We start from the raw sequence: 15,282 nt of genomic DNA, 5'->3' as shown, positions 1-15,282 counted from the left end.
CTCATCCTCCGCGGCGTCGCCGCCCTGGCCACTGCCAACGCCGCACGTTCTGCATCAGCACGTAGAACAGCGGCACGAACAGCACGGCCAGCACCGTGGCGCTGAGCATGCCGCCAAACACCCCGGTGCCGATCGCATGCTGGGTCTCGGCCGATGCGCCGCGGGCCAGCATCAGCGGCACCACGCCCAGCGCGAACGCCAGCGAGGTCATCAGGATCGGGCGCAGCCGCAGCCGCGCGGCCTCGATGGCCGCATCCACCGGGCTGCGCCCCTGCTGCTGCAGCTGGCGCGCGAATTCCACGATCAGGATCGCGTTCTTGGCCGACAGGCCGATCACGGTGATCATCCCGACCTTGAAGAACACATCGTTGGGGAGGCCACGCAGCAACACCGCCGCCACCGCGCCCAACAACCCCAGCGGCACCACCAGCATCACCGCCGCCGGAATGGTCCAGCTTTCATACAGCGCGGCCAGCACCAGGAACACCACCAGCATCGACAGCAGCATCAGCCACGGCGCCTGCGCGCCGGACTGGTGCTCCTGCAGCGACTGCCCGGTCCAGGCCAGCGCAAAGCCGGGCGGCAGCTGCCGCGCCAGCCGCTCCATTTCGGCCATGGCCTGGCCACTGGAGGTGCCCGGTGCGGCAGCGCCGGACAGGCTCAGCGCCGGGAAGCCCTGGTAGCGCGCCAGCTGCAACGGGGCCTGCGACCATACCGGGGTGACCAGTTCGGACAGCGCCACCATGCCACCGCCGGCATTGCGCACGTGCAGCTTCAACACATCCTCGATATGCATGCGGTGCGGCGCATCGGCCTGCACGATCACCTGCTGCATGCGCCCGGCATTGGGGAAATCGTTGACGTACTGCGAGCCCATCGCCGCCGACAGCGTATCGCTGATGTCGGCAAAGCCCACCCCCATCGCCTCGGCCTTGTGCCGGTCGATCTCCAGCCGCACCGTACTGCCCGCCGGCAGTCCTTCGGCATACACATCGCGCAGCCGCGGGCTGGCCTGGGCCAGTGCCAGCAACTGCTGCTGGGCCGCCTGCAGCTGCGCGTGATCCTGCCCGGCGCGGGCCTGCAGGCGCAGCTCGAAACCGGAGGAACTGCCCAGGCTGTCGATCGCCGGCGGCATCAGGCTCATGATCTGCCCTTCGGGCACCTTGGCCATCGCCGCCTGCGCGCGCGCCACTTCGCCGGCGGCCGTGGCGCCGGCACGCTCGCCCCAGTCCTTGAGCATGGTGTAGGCCAGCGCCGCGTTCGGCCCGGAGCCGGCGAAGCTGTAGCCCAGGATCGACTGGTTGGAGGCGATGCCCGGGCGCGAGGCGACATGCGCCTCATAGGTCTGCACCGCTTCCAGGGTGCGCTCGGCGGTGGCGTCGGCCGGCAGCTGGATGGAAGTCATGAAATAGCCCTGGTCCTCTTCGGGCAGGAAGGCGCCGGGCAGCAGGTGCAGGCCCAGCCCCAGCGCCACCACCAGCGCAGCGAACACCGCCATGCTGCGCCCGCCGCGCCGCACGATGCGCACCACCCAGCCCTGGTAGCGGCCGGTCATGCGCTCCAGGCCACGGTTGAAGCGGCCGAACAGCCCGCCCCGGCCGTGGTGGCCACGCGTGCTCGGCGCCAGCAAGGTGGCGCACAGTGCCGGGGTCAGGCTCAGCGCCAGCAGCGCCGAGAACAGGATCGACATCGCCATGGCCAGGGTGAACTGCCGGTAGATCGCGCCCACCGAACCATCGGCCAGCGCCATGGGAATGAACACCGCCGTCAGCACCAGGGTGATCCCGACCACCGCCCCGGTCAGCTCCTTCATCGCCTTGACGGTGGCCTCGCGCGGCGGCAGCCCTTCTTCGGCCATGATCCGCTCCACGCCTTCCACCACCACGATCGCATCGTCGACGATGATGCCGATCGCCAGCACCATGCCGAACATGGTCAGCACGTTGATCGAGAACCCCGCCGCCAGCATCACCGCGAAGGTACCCAGCAATGCGATAGGCGCCACGATCGCCGGAATCAGCGTGTAACGGATGTTCTGCAGGAACAGGTACATCACCGCAAACACCAGCACCATCGCCTCGACCAGGGTGGTCAGCACCTTGCGGATGGAGATCTCCACGAACGGTGCGGTGTCGAACGGCACGCTGGCCTGCATGCCGGCCGGCAGGGTCGGCGCCAGTTCTGCCATGCGCGCGCGCACCGCCGCGGCGGTATGCACCGCGTTGGCCCCGGGCGAAAGCTGGATCGCCGCGGCGGTGGCCGGGGTACCGTCCTCGCGGGTGGACCAGGCATAGCTCTGCGCGCCCAGCTCGACCCGGGCCACATCGCCGATCACCACCCGGGAGCCGTCCGGGTTGGCGCGCAGCACGATCGCCGCGAACGCTTCGGGCGTGCTCAGCTGGCCTTCGGCGGTCAGCGGAATGGTGACCCGCTGACCCGGCAACGCCGGCGAATCGCCGACCCGGCCCGGCGCGATCTGCGCGTTCTGCGCATTGATCGCCGCCGCCAGGTCGGCCAGGGTCAGCCCATAGCCGACCAGTTGGGCAGGATCGACCCAGATCCGCATCGCGCGCTCGGCACCGAACAGCTGCACCCGGCCGACGCCGTCGATGCGCCGCAGTTCCTCGACGATGCTGCGCGCCATGTAGTCGCCCAGCGCCACCTCGTCCAGCCGCCCGTCGCTGGATTTGAGCCCGACCAGCATCAGGAAGCCCGAATCGGCCGCCTCCACGCTCAACCCGTTCTGCCGCACCACCTGCGGCAGCCGCGGCTCGATCGCCTTGATCCGGTTCTGCACGTCCACCTGGGCCAGCTCCGGATCGGTGCCGGGCCGGAAGGTGGCGGTGATGGTGGCTTCACCGGAGGTATCGGTGGACGAGGCGAAGTACAGCAGGTGCTTGACCCCGGACAGTTCGCGCTCGATCAGCCCGACCACGGCATCGTTCATGGTCTGCGCGGTGGCGCCGGGGTAGCTGGCATAGATACTCACGCTGGGCGGGGCCACCGCCGGATAGCGTTCGATCGCCAGGCGCGGGATCGCCAGTACCCCGGCCAGCACCACGAAAATCGCCAGTACCCAGGCGAACACCGGGCGGTCAATGAAAAACTGCGGCATGCCACGTCCTTTGTGCATCGGCCGCAACGGCCGACACCATCATCCAGGGGAAAGTTGATCCAATCGCGGTCAGGGCGCGGCCAGCGCGTCGGTGTCCGACCGGGATTGCCACGGCCGGGCGGTGACCGCCATGCCCTCCTGCAGCCGCTCCTGGCCTTCCACCACCACCCGCTCGCCGGCACGCAGCCCGCTGCGGACCACGTAGCGGCGGTGGACCTGGCCGTCGATCTCGATGGTGCGGATCACCGCCTTGCCATCGCTGCCGATCACCCACGCATAGGCCTGCCCGCCACTGCTGCGCAGCACCGCCTGCTGCGGCAGCAGCAGGGCGGCCGGCTGCACCCCGCGCGGCACCCGGGCCCGCACGAACATGCCCGGCAGCAGGCGGCGGTCGGGGTTGTCGACCACCACGCGCAGCACGACATCACCGGTCTGCGCATCCACGTTGATGCCCGAAAACAGGATCCGCCCCTGCTCGGGGTAGACCTGGCCTGCGCTACCGACCAGGGTCACCGGCAGGCCGTCGGCCTTGTCCAACCGGCCCGCCGCCACGCTGCGCTGGATGCTCTCCAGCATCGAGGCCGGCTGGCGCACGTCCACGTACACCTGATCCAGCTGCTGCACCACCGCCATCGGCGTGGCATCGCTGGTGGTCACCAGCGCCCCTTCGGTGACCAGGGCCTGGTCGATGCGGCCGGAGATCGGCGCCTGCACCGTGGCGTAGCGCAGGTCCAGCCTGCGCCGCGCCAGCGTGGCGCGCGCGTGGGCCACATCGGCCAGCGCCTGCTGGTGTTCGGCGCGCGCGTCATCGCGCGCCTGCTCGCTGACCGCCTGCGCGGCGGCCAGCGACTGCAGCCGTTCGGCCTGCACCGCGGTCCGCAGCAAGGCCGCCTCACTGCGCTGCAGCAGCGCGGCGGCACTGTCCAGGTCGGCACGGAACGCGGCCGGGTCGATCTGGAACAGCGGCGCGCCGGCCTCTACCTCCGCGCCCTGCTCGAACAGCCGCTTGAGCACGATGCCGCCGACCTGGGCACGGATCTGCGCGGTACGCAGTGCCGCCACCCGGCCGGGCAGTTCATCGTCGCGCTGTACCGCCGCCGGCGACAGCGCCAGCACGCTGACCTGCGGCACTGCCGGCAGTTCGGCCTGCGGCTTGGAACAGGCCGTCAGCGCGACGGCCAGCACCGCACACAGGGCGGTGTATTGCTTGAAGGTTTTCATCGGTCGCACAAGGGGCCGGACGCCCGGCCAGAATCATGAACGGCGAAGTCTGCGTGGCCTGCGTGGGGTTTCGATGGAGGAAATGTGGAGATACGATGGAGTACAAGCACCTTCCGGCCATGGCCCGCATGCACGCCACCGAATCATCCAGCGCGCAGGCGCAATGGGACCGCTCGCTCACCGCGCTGGTGCTGATCGTCGAAGACGAGCCGGACATCGCCGATATCGTCGCCGCCTACCTGCACCGCGAGGGCCTGCGCACGCTGCGCGCCCACGACGGCTTGAACGCACTGGCACTGCACCGCAGCGCCCGCCCGGACCTGGTCCTGCTGGACGTGCAGATGCCCGGCATGGATGGCTGGACGGTACTCAATACCCTGCGCCAGCGCGGCGATACGCCGGTGATCATGCTGACCGCGCTGGACCAGGACCTGGACAAGCTGACCGCGCTGCGCATGGGCGCCGACGACTACGTGGTCAAACCGTTCAACCCGGCCGAGGTCGCCGCGCGGGTCCGTGCGGTGTTGCGGCGCACGCTCAATGCCCCACGCGAGGCCACACCGGGCATCCTGCGGGTGGGCCCGCTGGTGATCGACCCGCAGAACCATTCGGTGCATGTGGAAGGCGACGGCTACAGCCATGAGCTGCTGCTGACCCTGACCGAATACAAGCTGCTGCACTGCATGGCGCTGGCGCCGTCGCGGATCTTCAGCCGCAGCGAGCTGATGCTGCAGTGCCTGCCCGAGAGCGAAGCGCTGGAGCGCACCGTGGACAGCCACGTCAGCAAGCTGCGCCGCAAGCTCGACGACGTCGGCCTGGGCAACGTGCCGGCCAGCGTGCGCGGGGTCGGCTACCGGCTCACGGCCGACCACTGATGCGCCGTTCCGGTCTGAGCCGGCACATCGTGCTGTCGATGTCGCTGATGGTGCTGGCGGTGATCGTGATGATCCTGCTCAGCTCCTACTTCCTGTATGCCGTACTGGTGGAGTTCTTCCCGCTGGCCGCCGAGGAACCGGTCGGCTGGATGCCCAGCGGCCCCGAGCTGGTCTGGATGGCCGGGGTCACCCTGATCGGGCTTGCCCTGGCGGTGGCCGCCTCGGTGCGGTTGTCCCAGCGCATCCTGACCCCGCTCAACTCGGTGGTGGACAGCATCGGCAAGCTGGCCGGCGGCGACCTGGGCGCACGCGCCACCGCCAGCGACCACTCGCTGGGCGAGGTGGCCCTGCTGGTGGACGACTTCAACGCGATGGCGCGCCGGCTGCAGAACATGGAGGCCGACCGGCTGATGTGGCATGCGGCCATCGCCCACGAACTGCGCACCCCGGTGACCATCCTGCGCGGGCGCCTGCAGGGCCTGGCCGAAGGCGTGTTCCAGCCCGACCAGGCGCAGTTCCGCAGCCTGCTGGCCCAGGTGGAAGGGCTGTCGCGGCTGATCGAAGACCTGCGCGTGCTCAGCCTGGCCGACAGCGCGCGGCTGGACGTGCGCCGTGCCCGCAGCGATGTGGTGCACGAAGTGCACACGGTGATGACCCTGGTCGACCCCGGCTTCCGCAGCGGCGGCTTCGTGCTGGAACTGGAAACCTCGCGCGAAGAACACCCCGCCCACTGCGACCCGACCCGGGTCCGCCAGGCCTTGATGGCGCTGCTGGAAAACGCGCGCCGCTATGCCGCCCCCGGGCGGGTGCGGATCGCCGTGCACGACACGCTCACCCATGTGCAGGTGTCGGTCGACGATGAAGGCCCGGGCATCGACCCGGCTTTGAGCGCGAACATCTTCGATCCGTTCATGCGCGGCGATGGCTCGCGTTCGCGCCAGCGCGGCGGCAGCGGGCTCGGCCTGGCCGTGGTCAAGGCGATCGCCGATGCGCACGGTGGCCGCGTGTCCTGCACCGCCAGCCCACTGGGCGGTGCGCGGTTCGTCATCGAATTGCCGCGCCAGTAGCCGCATCGGCGCCGGCCAGTGCGCGCATCCGCGCGCCCAGCCGGGCCAGGGAGTCATCGATGGTGGCCAGTTCGCGCTGCTGCGCTGCCGGCAGCAGCGCGCGCAATTGCTGCTGCAGCTGCTGCCAGGCCGGTACGCCGTGGGCGCTGAGCTGCGCGGTCGCCGCCGCTGCCGCGTCGCGCTCGCTGCCCAGCGGCAGCCCGTAGCCCCCCGACGGCACCAAGGTGGACGGGCTGACCAGCTGGCCGCTGTCGCGCAGCAAGGCCATCAGCGCATCGCGGGCCGCATCCGTGCCCGCGGCCGAATTGCCCAGCGCGCGCTTGAGCACGTCGCGGGCGCGCAGTTCCTCGCGCTGGCGCGCGGCCTGTTCCAGCAACAGCAGGGCCGACGTCGTGCGCAGGCCGGCGGCGTCCACGTACCCTGCCCGCTGCGCTGCCGGGCGCCGCAGCCAGTCCTCCACGCGCACGTCCTGCAGCGGCAGTTCGGCGCGGGCCACGTCGAACAACTGCTGGTAGTGATCCTGCGCCGAGGCGAAGTAGTAGCCCTGCCGGATGGCCAGCGCACGGTCGTCGAGCACACGCGTATCGGCGTGCCCTTCGCGCTGCAGCCGCGCCAGCAGGCCGCGCGGGGTGATCCGGTTCAACCCCGGCGTGGCCCAGCCCGGTACGCCCTCCTGCAGCAGCTTGCCGGTTTCCACCGCGCAGTTGTTGCTGACGAACAGGTAGCGGCCGTCGTAGCTCCAGTGCACCTGCGCCACCCGCTCGAGCAGGCTGGCGATCTGCGCCGGGGCCAGCCGCAGCGGCACCGACGACAGTCCGCGCAGCTCCACCTGGGTGTATTCGTTGATGACCTGGTTCAACGGCAGCACGAACAGCCGCGACGGGTAGGCGCCGGTGAGCCCGCGCCAGCTGGAAATCTGTACGTCGTCGACGAAGGCGCGGAACGACAGCACCCGGTGATGGGCCAGGTCCATCCGGCAGGCAGGCCCCGGCGCCCGCCCCGGGGCGCAGATCACCAGGCGCAGCATGCTGTGGCCCCAGCGGCTCATCAGCCGGTCGTTGCCCTCGGCCAGCAGGTAGTCCACCGCATAGACCCGCGCCGGATCCAGCTGCAGCAGCGATGCCGCGCCGTTGACCGCCTCGGCCTGTACCAGTGGCAGCCGCCCGTCGCAGTGCGCGGCAAGCCCGCTGGCGCCGATGGTGTCGGTGAACCACGCCGCCAGCGCCGGACGCCGGCAGGCATAGCCGGCATCGAGCAGGAAATGTTCGGCGTTCACCGCCAGGAACTCGGCCGGGCTGCTGCGTTCGTACGCATCGGGGCTGCGCTGGCTGAAACGGTTGGCGCTGCGCCCCAGCCGCCACGGCCGCTGCTGCCAGCCACTGAGATCGCGCCAGCGCCCGCTGCGCGACCAGCCGCCCTGGGCGGAACGGTCGAGTACATGGGTCAGTTCGTGGATCAGCGCGGCCTGCAGCGCGCGCGGCACCGGCTCGGCCGGGCGCACCTGGTCGAGCAGGTCGCGGCGCAGGGTGATCGCGCCCTGACCGGCGCGCCCATGCACGTGGTCGGGCAGCGTATCCGACCAGCGGACCGTTACCGGTTGCTCGAAGCGCGCCTGCCAGGCCGGCGGCAGCTGCTGCTGCATTTCCTGCAGCATGCGTTCGGCGGCCGCGCGCCGGGTCGGGTCCAACCCGTCGGGCTGCAGGTCGAACCGCAGCGCGGCCTGCGCCAGCGGCGCGGCCAACGCCGCCGCCAGGACCGCCCAACGCCAGCGGCGGACCCGGCCAGGTGCCTGCATCAGCGCGCCAGCATGGCCCGGGCCAGGGCCAGGTCGCTGGCACCGCGCTGCGCGGCATCGCGTTCGCGCAGGTGCAGCAACGCCGCCTCCAGGCGCGCGCCACGGATGGCGCCGTCGCTGGCGACGAACGCGGCGGCATCGTTGCGCGCGTCCAGCACGATCTTGTCATCGTCCGAGCTGGACGAACCGGCCGAGGACGCGCCGGAGGCGGAACCGGCCGAAGAACCGGCGAAACTGGAGGCCAGCGCCGGCAGCGGCAGGGCAAGCACGGCGAGAAGCAGGATCGGACGCATCATCATGGTGTCGTTCGCGGTGGAAAACGCAGAGCGTATAGGCTGGGTGAAGGCCTGTCGCGGCCTACAGGTCGAACAGCTTGCCGGGATTCAGCAGCCCTTGTGGATCAAACGCATGTTTGACCGCCTTCATCAGGGCGATTTCCGCCGCGCTGCGGGTGCTGTCCAGATACGCCTTCTTGACCAGACCGATGCCGTGTTCGGCCGAGATGCTGCCGTCGAAACGGGCCAGCACCTGGGCCAGCAGCTTGGTCACCTGCTCGCACTGGTCAAGGAACTCGGCGTCGGCGGTGGCATCGGGCTTGAGCACGTTGATATGCAGGTTGCCGTCGCCGATATGGCCGAACCAGACCACGTCGAACTGCGGATACGCCTGCCCGATCAGCGCCTGGGTCTGGGCCATGAACGCGGGCATCGCCGAGATCCGCACCGACACATCGTTCTTGTAGGGCTTGTAGCGGGCCACCGCCTCGGTGATGCCTTCGCGCAGGCGCCACAGCTGCGCGGCCTGCGCATCACTGGCACTGATCACGCCGTCGCTGACCCAGCCCTGTTCCATGCAGGCCTCGAAGGCGGCCATCGCCGCGTCCTCCTGGGCCTGGTCGCCGGCGGCGAACTCGGTGACCACATAGAATGGATGCACCTGCTCGAACGGGGCCTGCGCACCATTGGCGAGCACGTGCTCGAGCGCGCGGTCGGTGAAGAATTCGAAGGCCTGCAGCTGCAGGCGCTCGCGGAAGGCGGCAAAGACCTGCATCAGCACGTCGAAGCTGGGCACGGCCAGCAGCATCACGTTGCTGGCCGGCGGCGGGTCGGTCAGCCGCAGCGTCGCCTCCACGATCACCCCCAGGGTGCCTTCGGAGGCGATCAGCAGCTGGCGGAAATCGTAGCCGCTGGAGTTCTTGATCAGGCCCTTGTTGAGTTCCAGCAGCTGGCCGTCGGCGGTGACCACCTTGAGCCCGGCGATCCACTCGCGGGTATTGCCGTAGCGGATCACCCGGATGCCGCCGGCATTGGTGGCGATATTGCCGCCGATCGAGCACGAACCGCGCGCGGCGAAATCCACCGGGTAGATCAGCCCGTGTTCGAGGGCGGCGTTGTGCACCGCTTCCAGCGCCATGCCGGCCTGCACGGTCAGGGTGCGGTCGACCGCATCGAAGGCCAGCGGCTTGTTCATCCGCTCCAGGCTGAGCACCAGTTCGCCATGGGCGGCTACCGCGCCACCGGACAGGCCGGTGCGGCCGCCCGAGGGCACCACCGCGACCTGGTGCGCCGAGGCCCAACGCAGGATCGCCTGCACCTCCTCCACGCTGCCGGGCAGCGCGATCGCCAGCGGCGCCGGGGTCCAGCGCCGGGTCCAGTCGCGCCCGTAGTGCTCCAGGTCGGCCGGCTCGGTGGTGAGCCGCAGCCCGGGGCAGTCCTGCAACAGCGAAGAAAGGCGCGGATCGGTCATGGCATCAGCACGGAACGGGAGTAAGCCGGCAAGGGTAGCAGACCACCGCTGGGGGCCTGAATGCCCCGCTCGCCCAACCAAACGGATGCATCTGAAACCATCCGGCTGCGGTTTGGCGCACTGCACAATCCGGGCCGGGTTCTGGCATAGTTGGGCGCTCCCGTCCTCCATGCTGCCGCTTGCCCATGTCGCCGAAGAAGACCTCGTTCCCGAAGCAGGATATCCGCGTGCTGTTGTTGGAGGGGGTGAGCCAGACCGCGATCGACGTGTTCACCGCAGCCGGCTATTCGCAGATCGAGCTGCACAGCAAGGCCTTGCCCGAGGACGAACTGAAAGCGCGCATCGCCGAGGCCCACATCGTCGGCATCCGCTCGCGCACCCAGCTCAGCGCCGAGGTGCTGGCCAATGCCAAGCGCCTGATGGCAGTGGGCTGCTTCTGCATCGGCACCAACCAGGTCGACCTGGACGCGGCCGAGCATGCCGGCATCCCGGTGTTCAACGCGCCCTACTCCAATACCCGCAGCGTGGCCGAGCTGGTGATCGCCGAGGCGATCATGCTGACCCGCGGCATTCCGCAGAAGAATGCCGAGTGCCACCGCGGTGGCTGGTCCAAGTCGGCCGCCGGCAGCCACGAGGTGCGCGGCAAGACGCTGGGCATCATCGGCTACGGCCACATCGGTACCCAGGTCGGGGTGATGGCCGAGGCGATGGGCATGCAGGTGATCTTCCACGACGTGGAAACCAAGCTGTCACTGGGCAACGCGCGTGCGGCGATCAGCCTGGACGACCTGCTGGCGCGCGCGGACATCGTCACCGTGCATGTTCCCGAAACGCCGTCCACGCAGTGGATGATCGGCGCGGCCGAACTGGCGCGGATGCGCCCGGGCGCGCACCTGATCAACGCCGCGCGCGGCACCGTGGTCGATATCGACGCGCTGGATGCGGCGCTGCGCAGCGGCCATATCGGCGGCGCGGCACTGGATGTGTTCCCGGTCGAGCCCAAGGGCAACGGCGATGCGTTCGTGTCGCCGCTGACCGCGCACGACAACGTGATCCTGACCCCGCATGTGGGCGGCAGCACGCTGGAGGCGCAGGACAACATCGGGGTGGAGGTGGCCGCCAAGCTGGTGCGCTACAGCGACAACGGCAGCACCCTGTCGGCGGTGAATTTCCCCGAGGTGACCCTGCCCGAGCACGAGGACAGCCTGCGCTTGCTGCACATCCACCAGAACGTGCCGGGCGTGCTGTCCAGGGTCAACGAGATCTTCTCGCGCCACAACGTCAACATCGACGGCCAGTTCCTGCGTACCGATGCCAAGGTGGGCTACGTGGTGATCGACATCACCGCCAGCGAAGCCCAGGCCGGCGCGGTCCGCGAAGAGCTGGCGGCGATCCCCGGCACGCTGCGCACCCGCGTGCTGTACTGACCGGCCGCCAGGCATTAAAACGGGGACGGGTGTAGTTAAGCCGCCGGCTTAACTACACCCGTCCCCGTTTTGTAGATCCACGCCATGCGTGGATGCCGTTCGTTTCGGCGCGGTCATCGCTGCAACCATCTTTTTGCCATCCGCGGCAGCGAATCATCCCCGTCCGGGGTATCGATCATCGCGTTGGCCACGTCGGTGATCTGGCGCCAGGCCAGCGCCAGCGATTCCTCGCTGAGCGCGAACTGCTCGCTGCCCAGCGCACGGACCACATAGCGCGCGTCGTAATGCCAATGCCCGGGTACGTCGTGGCGCGCCGGGATCCAGTGCTTATCGATGTCGAACAACCCGCCATCCTCCAGCACCAACCCGCCCAGCCCGGACTCCTCTTCGGCCTCCTTCAGCGCCACTTGGGCCAGGTCGCGCTCGCCGTCGGCATGGCCGCCCAGCTGCAGCCAGCGGTCCAGCTTGCGGTGGTGGGTGAGCAGCACGCGCTGCCCGTCGGTGCTGACCAGCCAGGCACTGCCGGTGAAATGTCCGGCCAGGCGCTGGCGCAGGAACGGATTTTCCGGATCATCCAGAAGTGTGCTGAATTCGTCAGCAAGCGCAGCGTGTTCGGGCTGGCGGGCGGCGTAATCGGCCAGTTGCGCACGCAGCGCGGCATCAGCAACGGCAATGGATTGGAGGTTGGGCGGCATGGCAGGGCACGGTCGGGGGCGAATTTGCCGATTATCGCCGGCCGATGCTGCATTTGTGCTTGTGCGGTGCCTTCAGCTTTGGCTAAGGTACAGCGGGCCCCGCTCCGTTGGGGCGCCCAGTTGCCATCAGGGTGCGCGGCAATGTACCGCGCGCCTCACCTTTGTTCATTTAGGGAAGCACTGCATGCTGAAGTCTCTGTTGAGGGTCAAACCGGTCGCACCGGCACCGCACGTCGATGCTGGCGAACCCATCGAAGGCAGCCTGGACGGCGAGCCCACACTGAAACGGACCCTCACAGCCAAGCACCTGATCATGCTCGGCATCGGCGCGGTGATCGGCGCCGGCATCTTCGTGCTGACCGGCCAGGCCGCGGCCAACCACGCCGGGCCGGCGGTAATGCTCTCCTTCGTGTTCGCCGGCTTCGCCTGTGCGCTGGCCGGGCTGTGCTACGCCGAGTTCGCCGCGATGATGCCGGTCTCCGGCAGCGCCTACTCCTATTCCTACGCCACCCTGGGCGAAGGCATGGCCTGGTTCATCGGCTGGTGCCTGGTGCTGGAGTACCTGTTCGCCTCGGCCTCGGTCGCGGTGGGCTGGTCGGCCTACCTGATCAGCTTCATCACCACCACGCTGCACATGCCGTTCCCGGACGCGCTCAGCGCCGCGCCGATCGCCTGGACCGGGCATGAGTTCATCGCCTCGGGCAAGCTGTTCAACCTGCCGGCGGTGCTGATCGTGGCGGCGGTGACCGGCCTGCTGTACGTGGGGGTGACCCAGTCCGCCTTCGTCAATGCGATCATCGTGGCGATCAAGGTCACCGTGATCTGCCTGTTCATCGGCTTCGGTGCGGTGCACCTGGACCCGGCCAACTGGCACCCGTTCATCCCGGAAAACACCGGCGTGTCCGGCGAGTTCGGCTGGAGCGGGGTGTTCCGCGCGGCCACCATCGTGTTCTTCGCCTACATCGGCTTTGACGCGGTCTCCACCGCCGCCGGTGAAACCAAGGACCCGCAGCGCAACATGCCGATCGGCCTGCTCGGCTCGCTGGCGGTCTGCACCATCGTCTACATCATCGTCTGCGCGGTACTGACCGGGATGATGCCCTACCACCTGCTGGGCACCGACAAGCCGGTCGCCACCGCACTGCAGGACTACCCCAGCCTGGCCTGGCTGAAGACCGCGGTGGAGATCGGCGCGATCGCCGGCCTGTCCTCGGTGGTGCTGGTGATGATGATGGGCCAGACCCGCATCGCCTACACCATTTCCCGCGACGGCCTGCTGCCGAAGATCTTCGGCAAGGTCCACGCACGCTTCCGGACCCCGTACTGGAGCACGGTGATCGTCGGCGTCGTGGCCGCCGCGCTGGCCGGCATGGTGCCGCTGAACGTACTCGGCGAGCTGGTTTCGATGGGCACCCTGCTGGCCTTCGCCACGGTCTGCGTCGGCGTGCTGATCCTGCGCTACACCCGCCCCGAGCTGCCGCGCCCGTTCCGGGTGCCGTTGGTGTGGGTGATCTGCCCGCTGGGCGCGCTGTCGTGCCTGTTCCTGTTCTGGCAGGCGTTCGTGGTGCACTGGCACCTGTTCGTGGCCTGGACCCTGCTGGGCCTGTGCATCTACTTCGGCTACGGCATGCGCCACAGCAAGCTGAACAAGCCCTCCGCCTGACTGCTTCCGGGCCGGCCCAGTGCCGGCCCGGTCGTTTGATGCCCCGCACCCTAGAAGAAATCCAAGACCATGTTCAAGCAACTATGGGCCACCAAGCATCCGCACGCCGCCCATGAAGACGCCAACGGCCTGAGCCTGCGCCGCACGCTGGGCCCCTGGGGGCTGACCGCGCTGGGCATCGGCGCGGTGATCGGCGGCGGCATTTTCGTGATCACCGGCCAGGCCGCGGCCAACCACGCTGGCCCGGCGATCATGCTGTCGTTCGTGCTGGCCGCGATCTGCTGCGCGTTCTGCGCGATGGCCTACGCCGAATTCGCGGCGATGGTGCCGGTCTCCGGCAGCGCCTACACCTATACCTATGCCACCTTCGGCGAGCTGTCGGCCTGGTTCATCGGCTGGATGCTGGTGCTGGAATACGGGGTATCGGCCTCGGCGGTGGCGGTCAGCTGGACCGGCTACTTCCTGAGCCTGCTCAGTCATTTCGACATCCAGCTGCCGGCAGCGCTGGTCAGCGCCCCGCTGGACGCGCAACTGCGCCCGACCGGGGCGATCGCCAATATCCCGGCCGCGGTGCTGGTGCTGCTGCTGACCTGGCTGTGCTACGTGGGCATCAGCAAGTCCTCGGCGATGAACATGGCGATGGTGGTGCTCAAGACCGCGCTGATCGTGCTGGTGATCGTGGTCGGCTGGAAGTACGTGGACCCGGCCAACTGGACCCCGTTCATCCCCGAAAACGAAGGCCCGGGCAAGTACGGCTTCGACGGCGTGCTGCGCGGGGCGGCGATGGTGTTCTTCGCCTATATCGGCTTCGAGGCGGTGTCGGTGGCCGCGCAGGAATCGCACAAGCCGCAGCGCGACATGCCGATCGGCATGCTGTTGTCGCTGGTGATCTGCACGGTGCTGTACATCGCGATGGCGGCGGTGATGACCGGGCTGGTGCCCTACCAGCTGCTGGGCACCGACGAGCCGGTGGTGACGGCAGTGGCCGCCCATCCGCAGCTGGACTGGCTGCGCGTGATCGTGGAGATCGGTGCGCTGATCGGGCTGTCCTCGGTGGTGCTGGTGATGGTGATCGCGCAGCCGCGCATTTTCATGATCATGGGCCGCGACGGCCTGCTGCCGCCGATGTTCACCAAGATCCACCCCAGGTACCGCACCCCGCACCTCAACACGGTGATCACCGGCATCGGCATCGCCCTGCTGGCCGCGTTGTTCCCGCTGGACATCCTCGGCGAGCTGACCTCGATGGGCACGCTGATCGCCTTTGCCGCGGTCTGCGCCGGGGTGCTGATCCTGCGCCGCACCCAGCCGGACCTGCCACGCCCGTTCCGGATGCCGATGGCATGGCTGATCTGCACGCTGGGCGTGCTCAGCTGCATCGCCCTGCTGACCGCGATGACCGCGCACAACTGGATGCTGATGGGGATCTGGACGGCGTTGGGCTTTGCGATCTACTTCGGCTACGGCTACCGGCACAGCCGCCTGCGCGGGAAGTAATGGGATGCCGGGCCTGCGGCCCGGCGGCCCGCTTTTTCAACAGCAACGGCAACGGCAACGGCAACGGCAAGAGCATAGGCTCGGCAGTTGGCGTGGGTTAGGCGGGGCGGTATGGGTTTGCGGGGGACGCCGCAAGTACGTCCGTGTAGGCTTAGCAGCGCCATCCATGGCGCCGATACCC

General features: G+C 68.9%; 11 protein-coding genes. 5 read left to right on the top strand and 6 right to left on the bottom strand.

Translation table 11 applies throughout. From position 1 onward, the window contains the following. Position 1: 1 nt before the first annotated feature. Both IC535_RS06065 and IC535_RS06060 read right to left on the bottom strand, forming a co-directional pair. On the bottom strand, positions 2–3,115 hold the full coding sequence (locus tag IC535_RS06065; protein ID WP_228884990.1) for a multidrug efflux RND transporter permease subunit: 3,114 nt from the start codon (positions 3,113–3,115) through the stop codon (positions 2–4). 69 nt (positions 3,116–3,184) lie between these two features. Next, positions 3,185–4,336: an efflux RND transporter periplasmic adaptor subunit gene (locus IC535_RS06060; RefSeq protein WP_228884991.1), complete on the bottom strand. Its 1,152-nt coding sequence runs from the start codon at positions 4,334–4,336 to the stop codon at positions 3,185–3,187. 128 nt (positions 4,337–4,464) lie between these two features. Here IC535_RS06060 and IC535_RS06055 point away from each other — a divergent pair, with 128 nt between their 5' ends. Together IC535_RS06055 and IC535_RS06050 are read left to right on the top strand one after the other, a co-directional pair. Beyond that, positions 4,465–5,211, top strand: a complete 747-nt coding sequence (locus IC535_RS06055; RefSeq protein ID WP_228885246.1) for a response regulator — start codon at positions 4,465–4,467, stop codon at positions 5,209–5,211. Beyond that, positions 5,211–6,278 (top strand): ATP-binding protein, encoded by a 1,068-nt coding sequence (locus tag IC535_RS06050; RefSeq protein ID WP_228884993.1) that lies wholly within the window; start codon positions 5,211–5,213, stop codon positions 6,276–6,278. Before IC535_RS06055 ends, IC535_RS06050 begins: the two co-directional genes overlap by 1 nt. Here IC535_RS06050 and IC535_RS06045 read toward each other — a convergent pair. From IC535_RS06045 to IC535_RS06035, 3 genes are all read right to left on the bottom strand, one after another. Further along, complete coding sequence (locus tag IC535_RS06045) at positions 6,256–8,073, bottom strand: DUF4105 domain-containing protein (RefSeq protein ID WP_228884995.1); 1,818 nt, start codon at positions 8,071–8,073, stop codon at positions 6,256–6,258. The genes IC535_RS06050 and IC535_RS06045 overlap by 23 nt on opposite strands. Further along, positions 8,073–8,369, bottom strand: coding sequence for a DUF2388 domain-containing protein (locus tag IC535_RS06040; RefSeq protein ID WP_228884996.1), 297 nt, complete (start codon positions 8,367–8,369; stop codon positions 8,073–8,075). The genes IC535_RS06045 and IC535_RS06040 overlap by 1 nt, the downstream gene beginning before the upstream one ends. Before the next feature lie 61 nt (positions 8,370–8,430). Beyond that, positions 8,431–9,819, bottom strand: a complete 1,389-nt coding sequence (locus IC535_RS06035) for an FAD-binding oxidoreductase (protein WP_228884998.1) — start codon at positions 9,817–9,819, stop codon at positions 8,431–8,433. Between the two features lie 185 nt (positions 9,820–10,004). Here IC535_RS06035 and serA point away from each other — a divergent pair, with 185 nt between their 5' ends. After that, a complete protein-coding gene (serA, locus tag IC535_RS06030; RefSeq protein ID WP_228884999.1) occupies positions 10,005–11,246 on the top strand; it encodes a phosphoglycerate dehydrogenase in 1,242 nt (413 codons plus the stop codon). A gap of 113 nt (positions 11,247–11,359) precedes the next feature. Here serA and IC535_RS06025 read toward each other — a convergent pair whose 3' ends face one another. Continuing rightward, complete coding sequence (locus IC535_RS06025; RefSeq protein WP_228885000.1) at positions 11,360–11,941, bottom strand: NUDIX hydrolase; 582 nt, start codon at positions 11,939–11,941, stop codon at positions 11,360–11,362. A gap of 184 nt (positions 11,942–12,125) precedes the next feature. Between IC535_RS06025 and IC535_RS06020 the strand changes: the two genes are divergently transcribed. Then, on the top strand, positions 12,126–13,604 hold the full coding sequence (locus IC535_RS06020; protein WP_228885002.1) for an amino acid permease: 1,479 nt from the start codon (positions 12,126–12,128) through the stop codon (positions 13,602–13,604). A 69-nt stretch (positions 13,605–13,673) separates the two neighbouring features. Further along, the gene (locus IC535_RS06015) at positions 13,674–15,101 is read left to right on the top strand and encodes an amino acid permease (protein WP_228885004.1); all 1,428 of its coding nucleotides are present in this window, start codon (positions 13,674–13,676) and stop codon (positions 15,099–15,101) included. Positions 15,102–15,282 lie beyond the last annotated feature (181 nt).

The organism is Stenotrophomonas rhizophila (assembly GCF_020857975.1).
GTDB classification, from domain to species: Bacteria; Pseudomonadota; Gammaproteobacteria; order Xanthomonadales; family Xanthomonadaceae; genus Stenotrophomonas; species Stenotrophomonas rhizophila_C.
This window is presented reverse-complemented; position numbering and strand designations above follow the sequence as displayed.

Coding starts and splice junctions, on each gene's coding strand:
- IC535_RS06035 (WP_228884998.1), bottom strand. CDS start 9,819: ATGACCGATCCGCGCCTTTCTTCGCTGTTGCAGGACTGCCCCGGGCTG.
- IC535_RS06025 (WP_228885000.1), bottom strand. CDS start 11,941: ATGCCGCCCAACCTCCAATCCATTGCCGTTGCTGATGCCGCGCTGCGT.
- IC535_RS06040 (WP_228884996.1), bottom strand. CDS start 8,369: ATGATGCGTCCGATCCTGCTTCTCGCCGTGCTTGCCCTGCCGCTGCCG.
- serA (WP_228884999.1), top strand. CDS start 10,005: ATGTCGCCGAAGAAGACCTCGTTCCCGAAGCAGGATATCCGCGTGCTG.
- IC535_RS06060 (WP_228884991.1), bottom strand. CDS start 4,336: ATGAAAACCTTCAAGCAATACACCGCCCTGTGTGCGGTGCTGGCCGTC.
- IC535_RS06045 (WP_228884995.1), bottom strand. CDS start 8,073: ATGCAGGCACCTGGCCGGGTCCGCCGCTGGCGTTGGGCGGTCCTGGCG.
- IC535_RS06020 (WP_228885002.1), top strand. CDS start 12,126: ATGCTGAAGTCTCTGTTGAGGGTCAAACCGGTCGCACCGGCACCGCAC.
- IC535_RS06055 (WP_228885246.1), top strand. CDS start 4,465: ATGCACGCCACCGAATCATCCAGCGCGCAGGCGCAATGGGACCGCTCG.
- IC535_RS06050 (WP_228884993.1), top strand. CDS start 5,211: ATGCGCCGTTCCGGTCTGAGCCGGCACATCGTGCTGTCGATGTCGCTG.
- IC535_RS06065 (WP_228884990.1), bottom strand. CDS start 3,115: ATGCCGCAGTTTTTCATTGACCGCCCGGTGTTCGCCTGGGTACTGGCG.
- IC535_RS06015 (WP_228885004.1), top strand. CDS start 13,674: ATGTTCAAGCAACTATGGGCCACCAAGCATCCGCACGCCGCCCATGAA.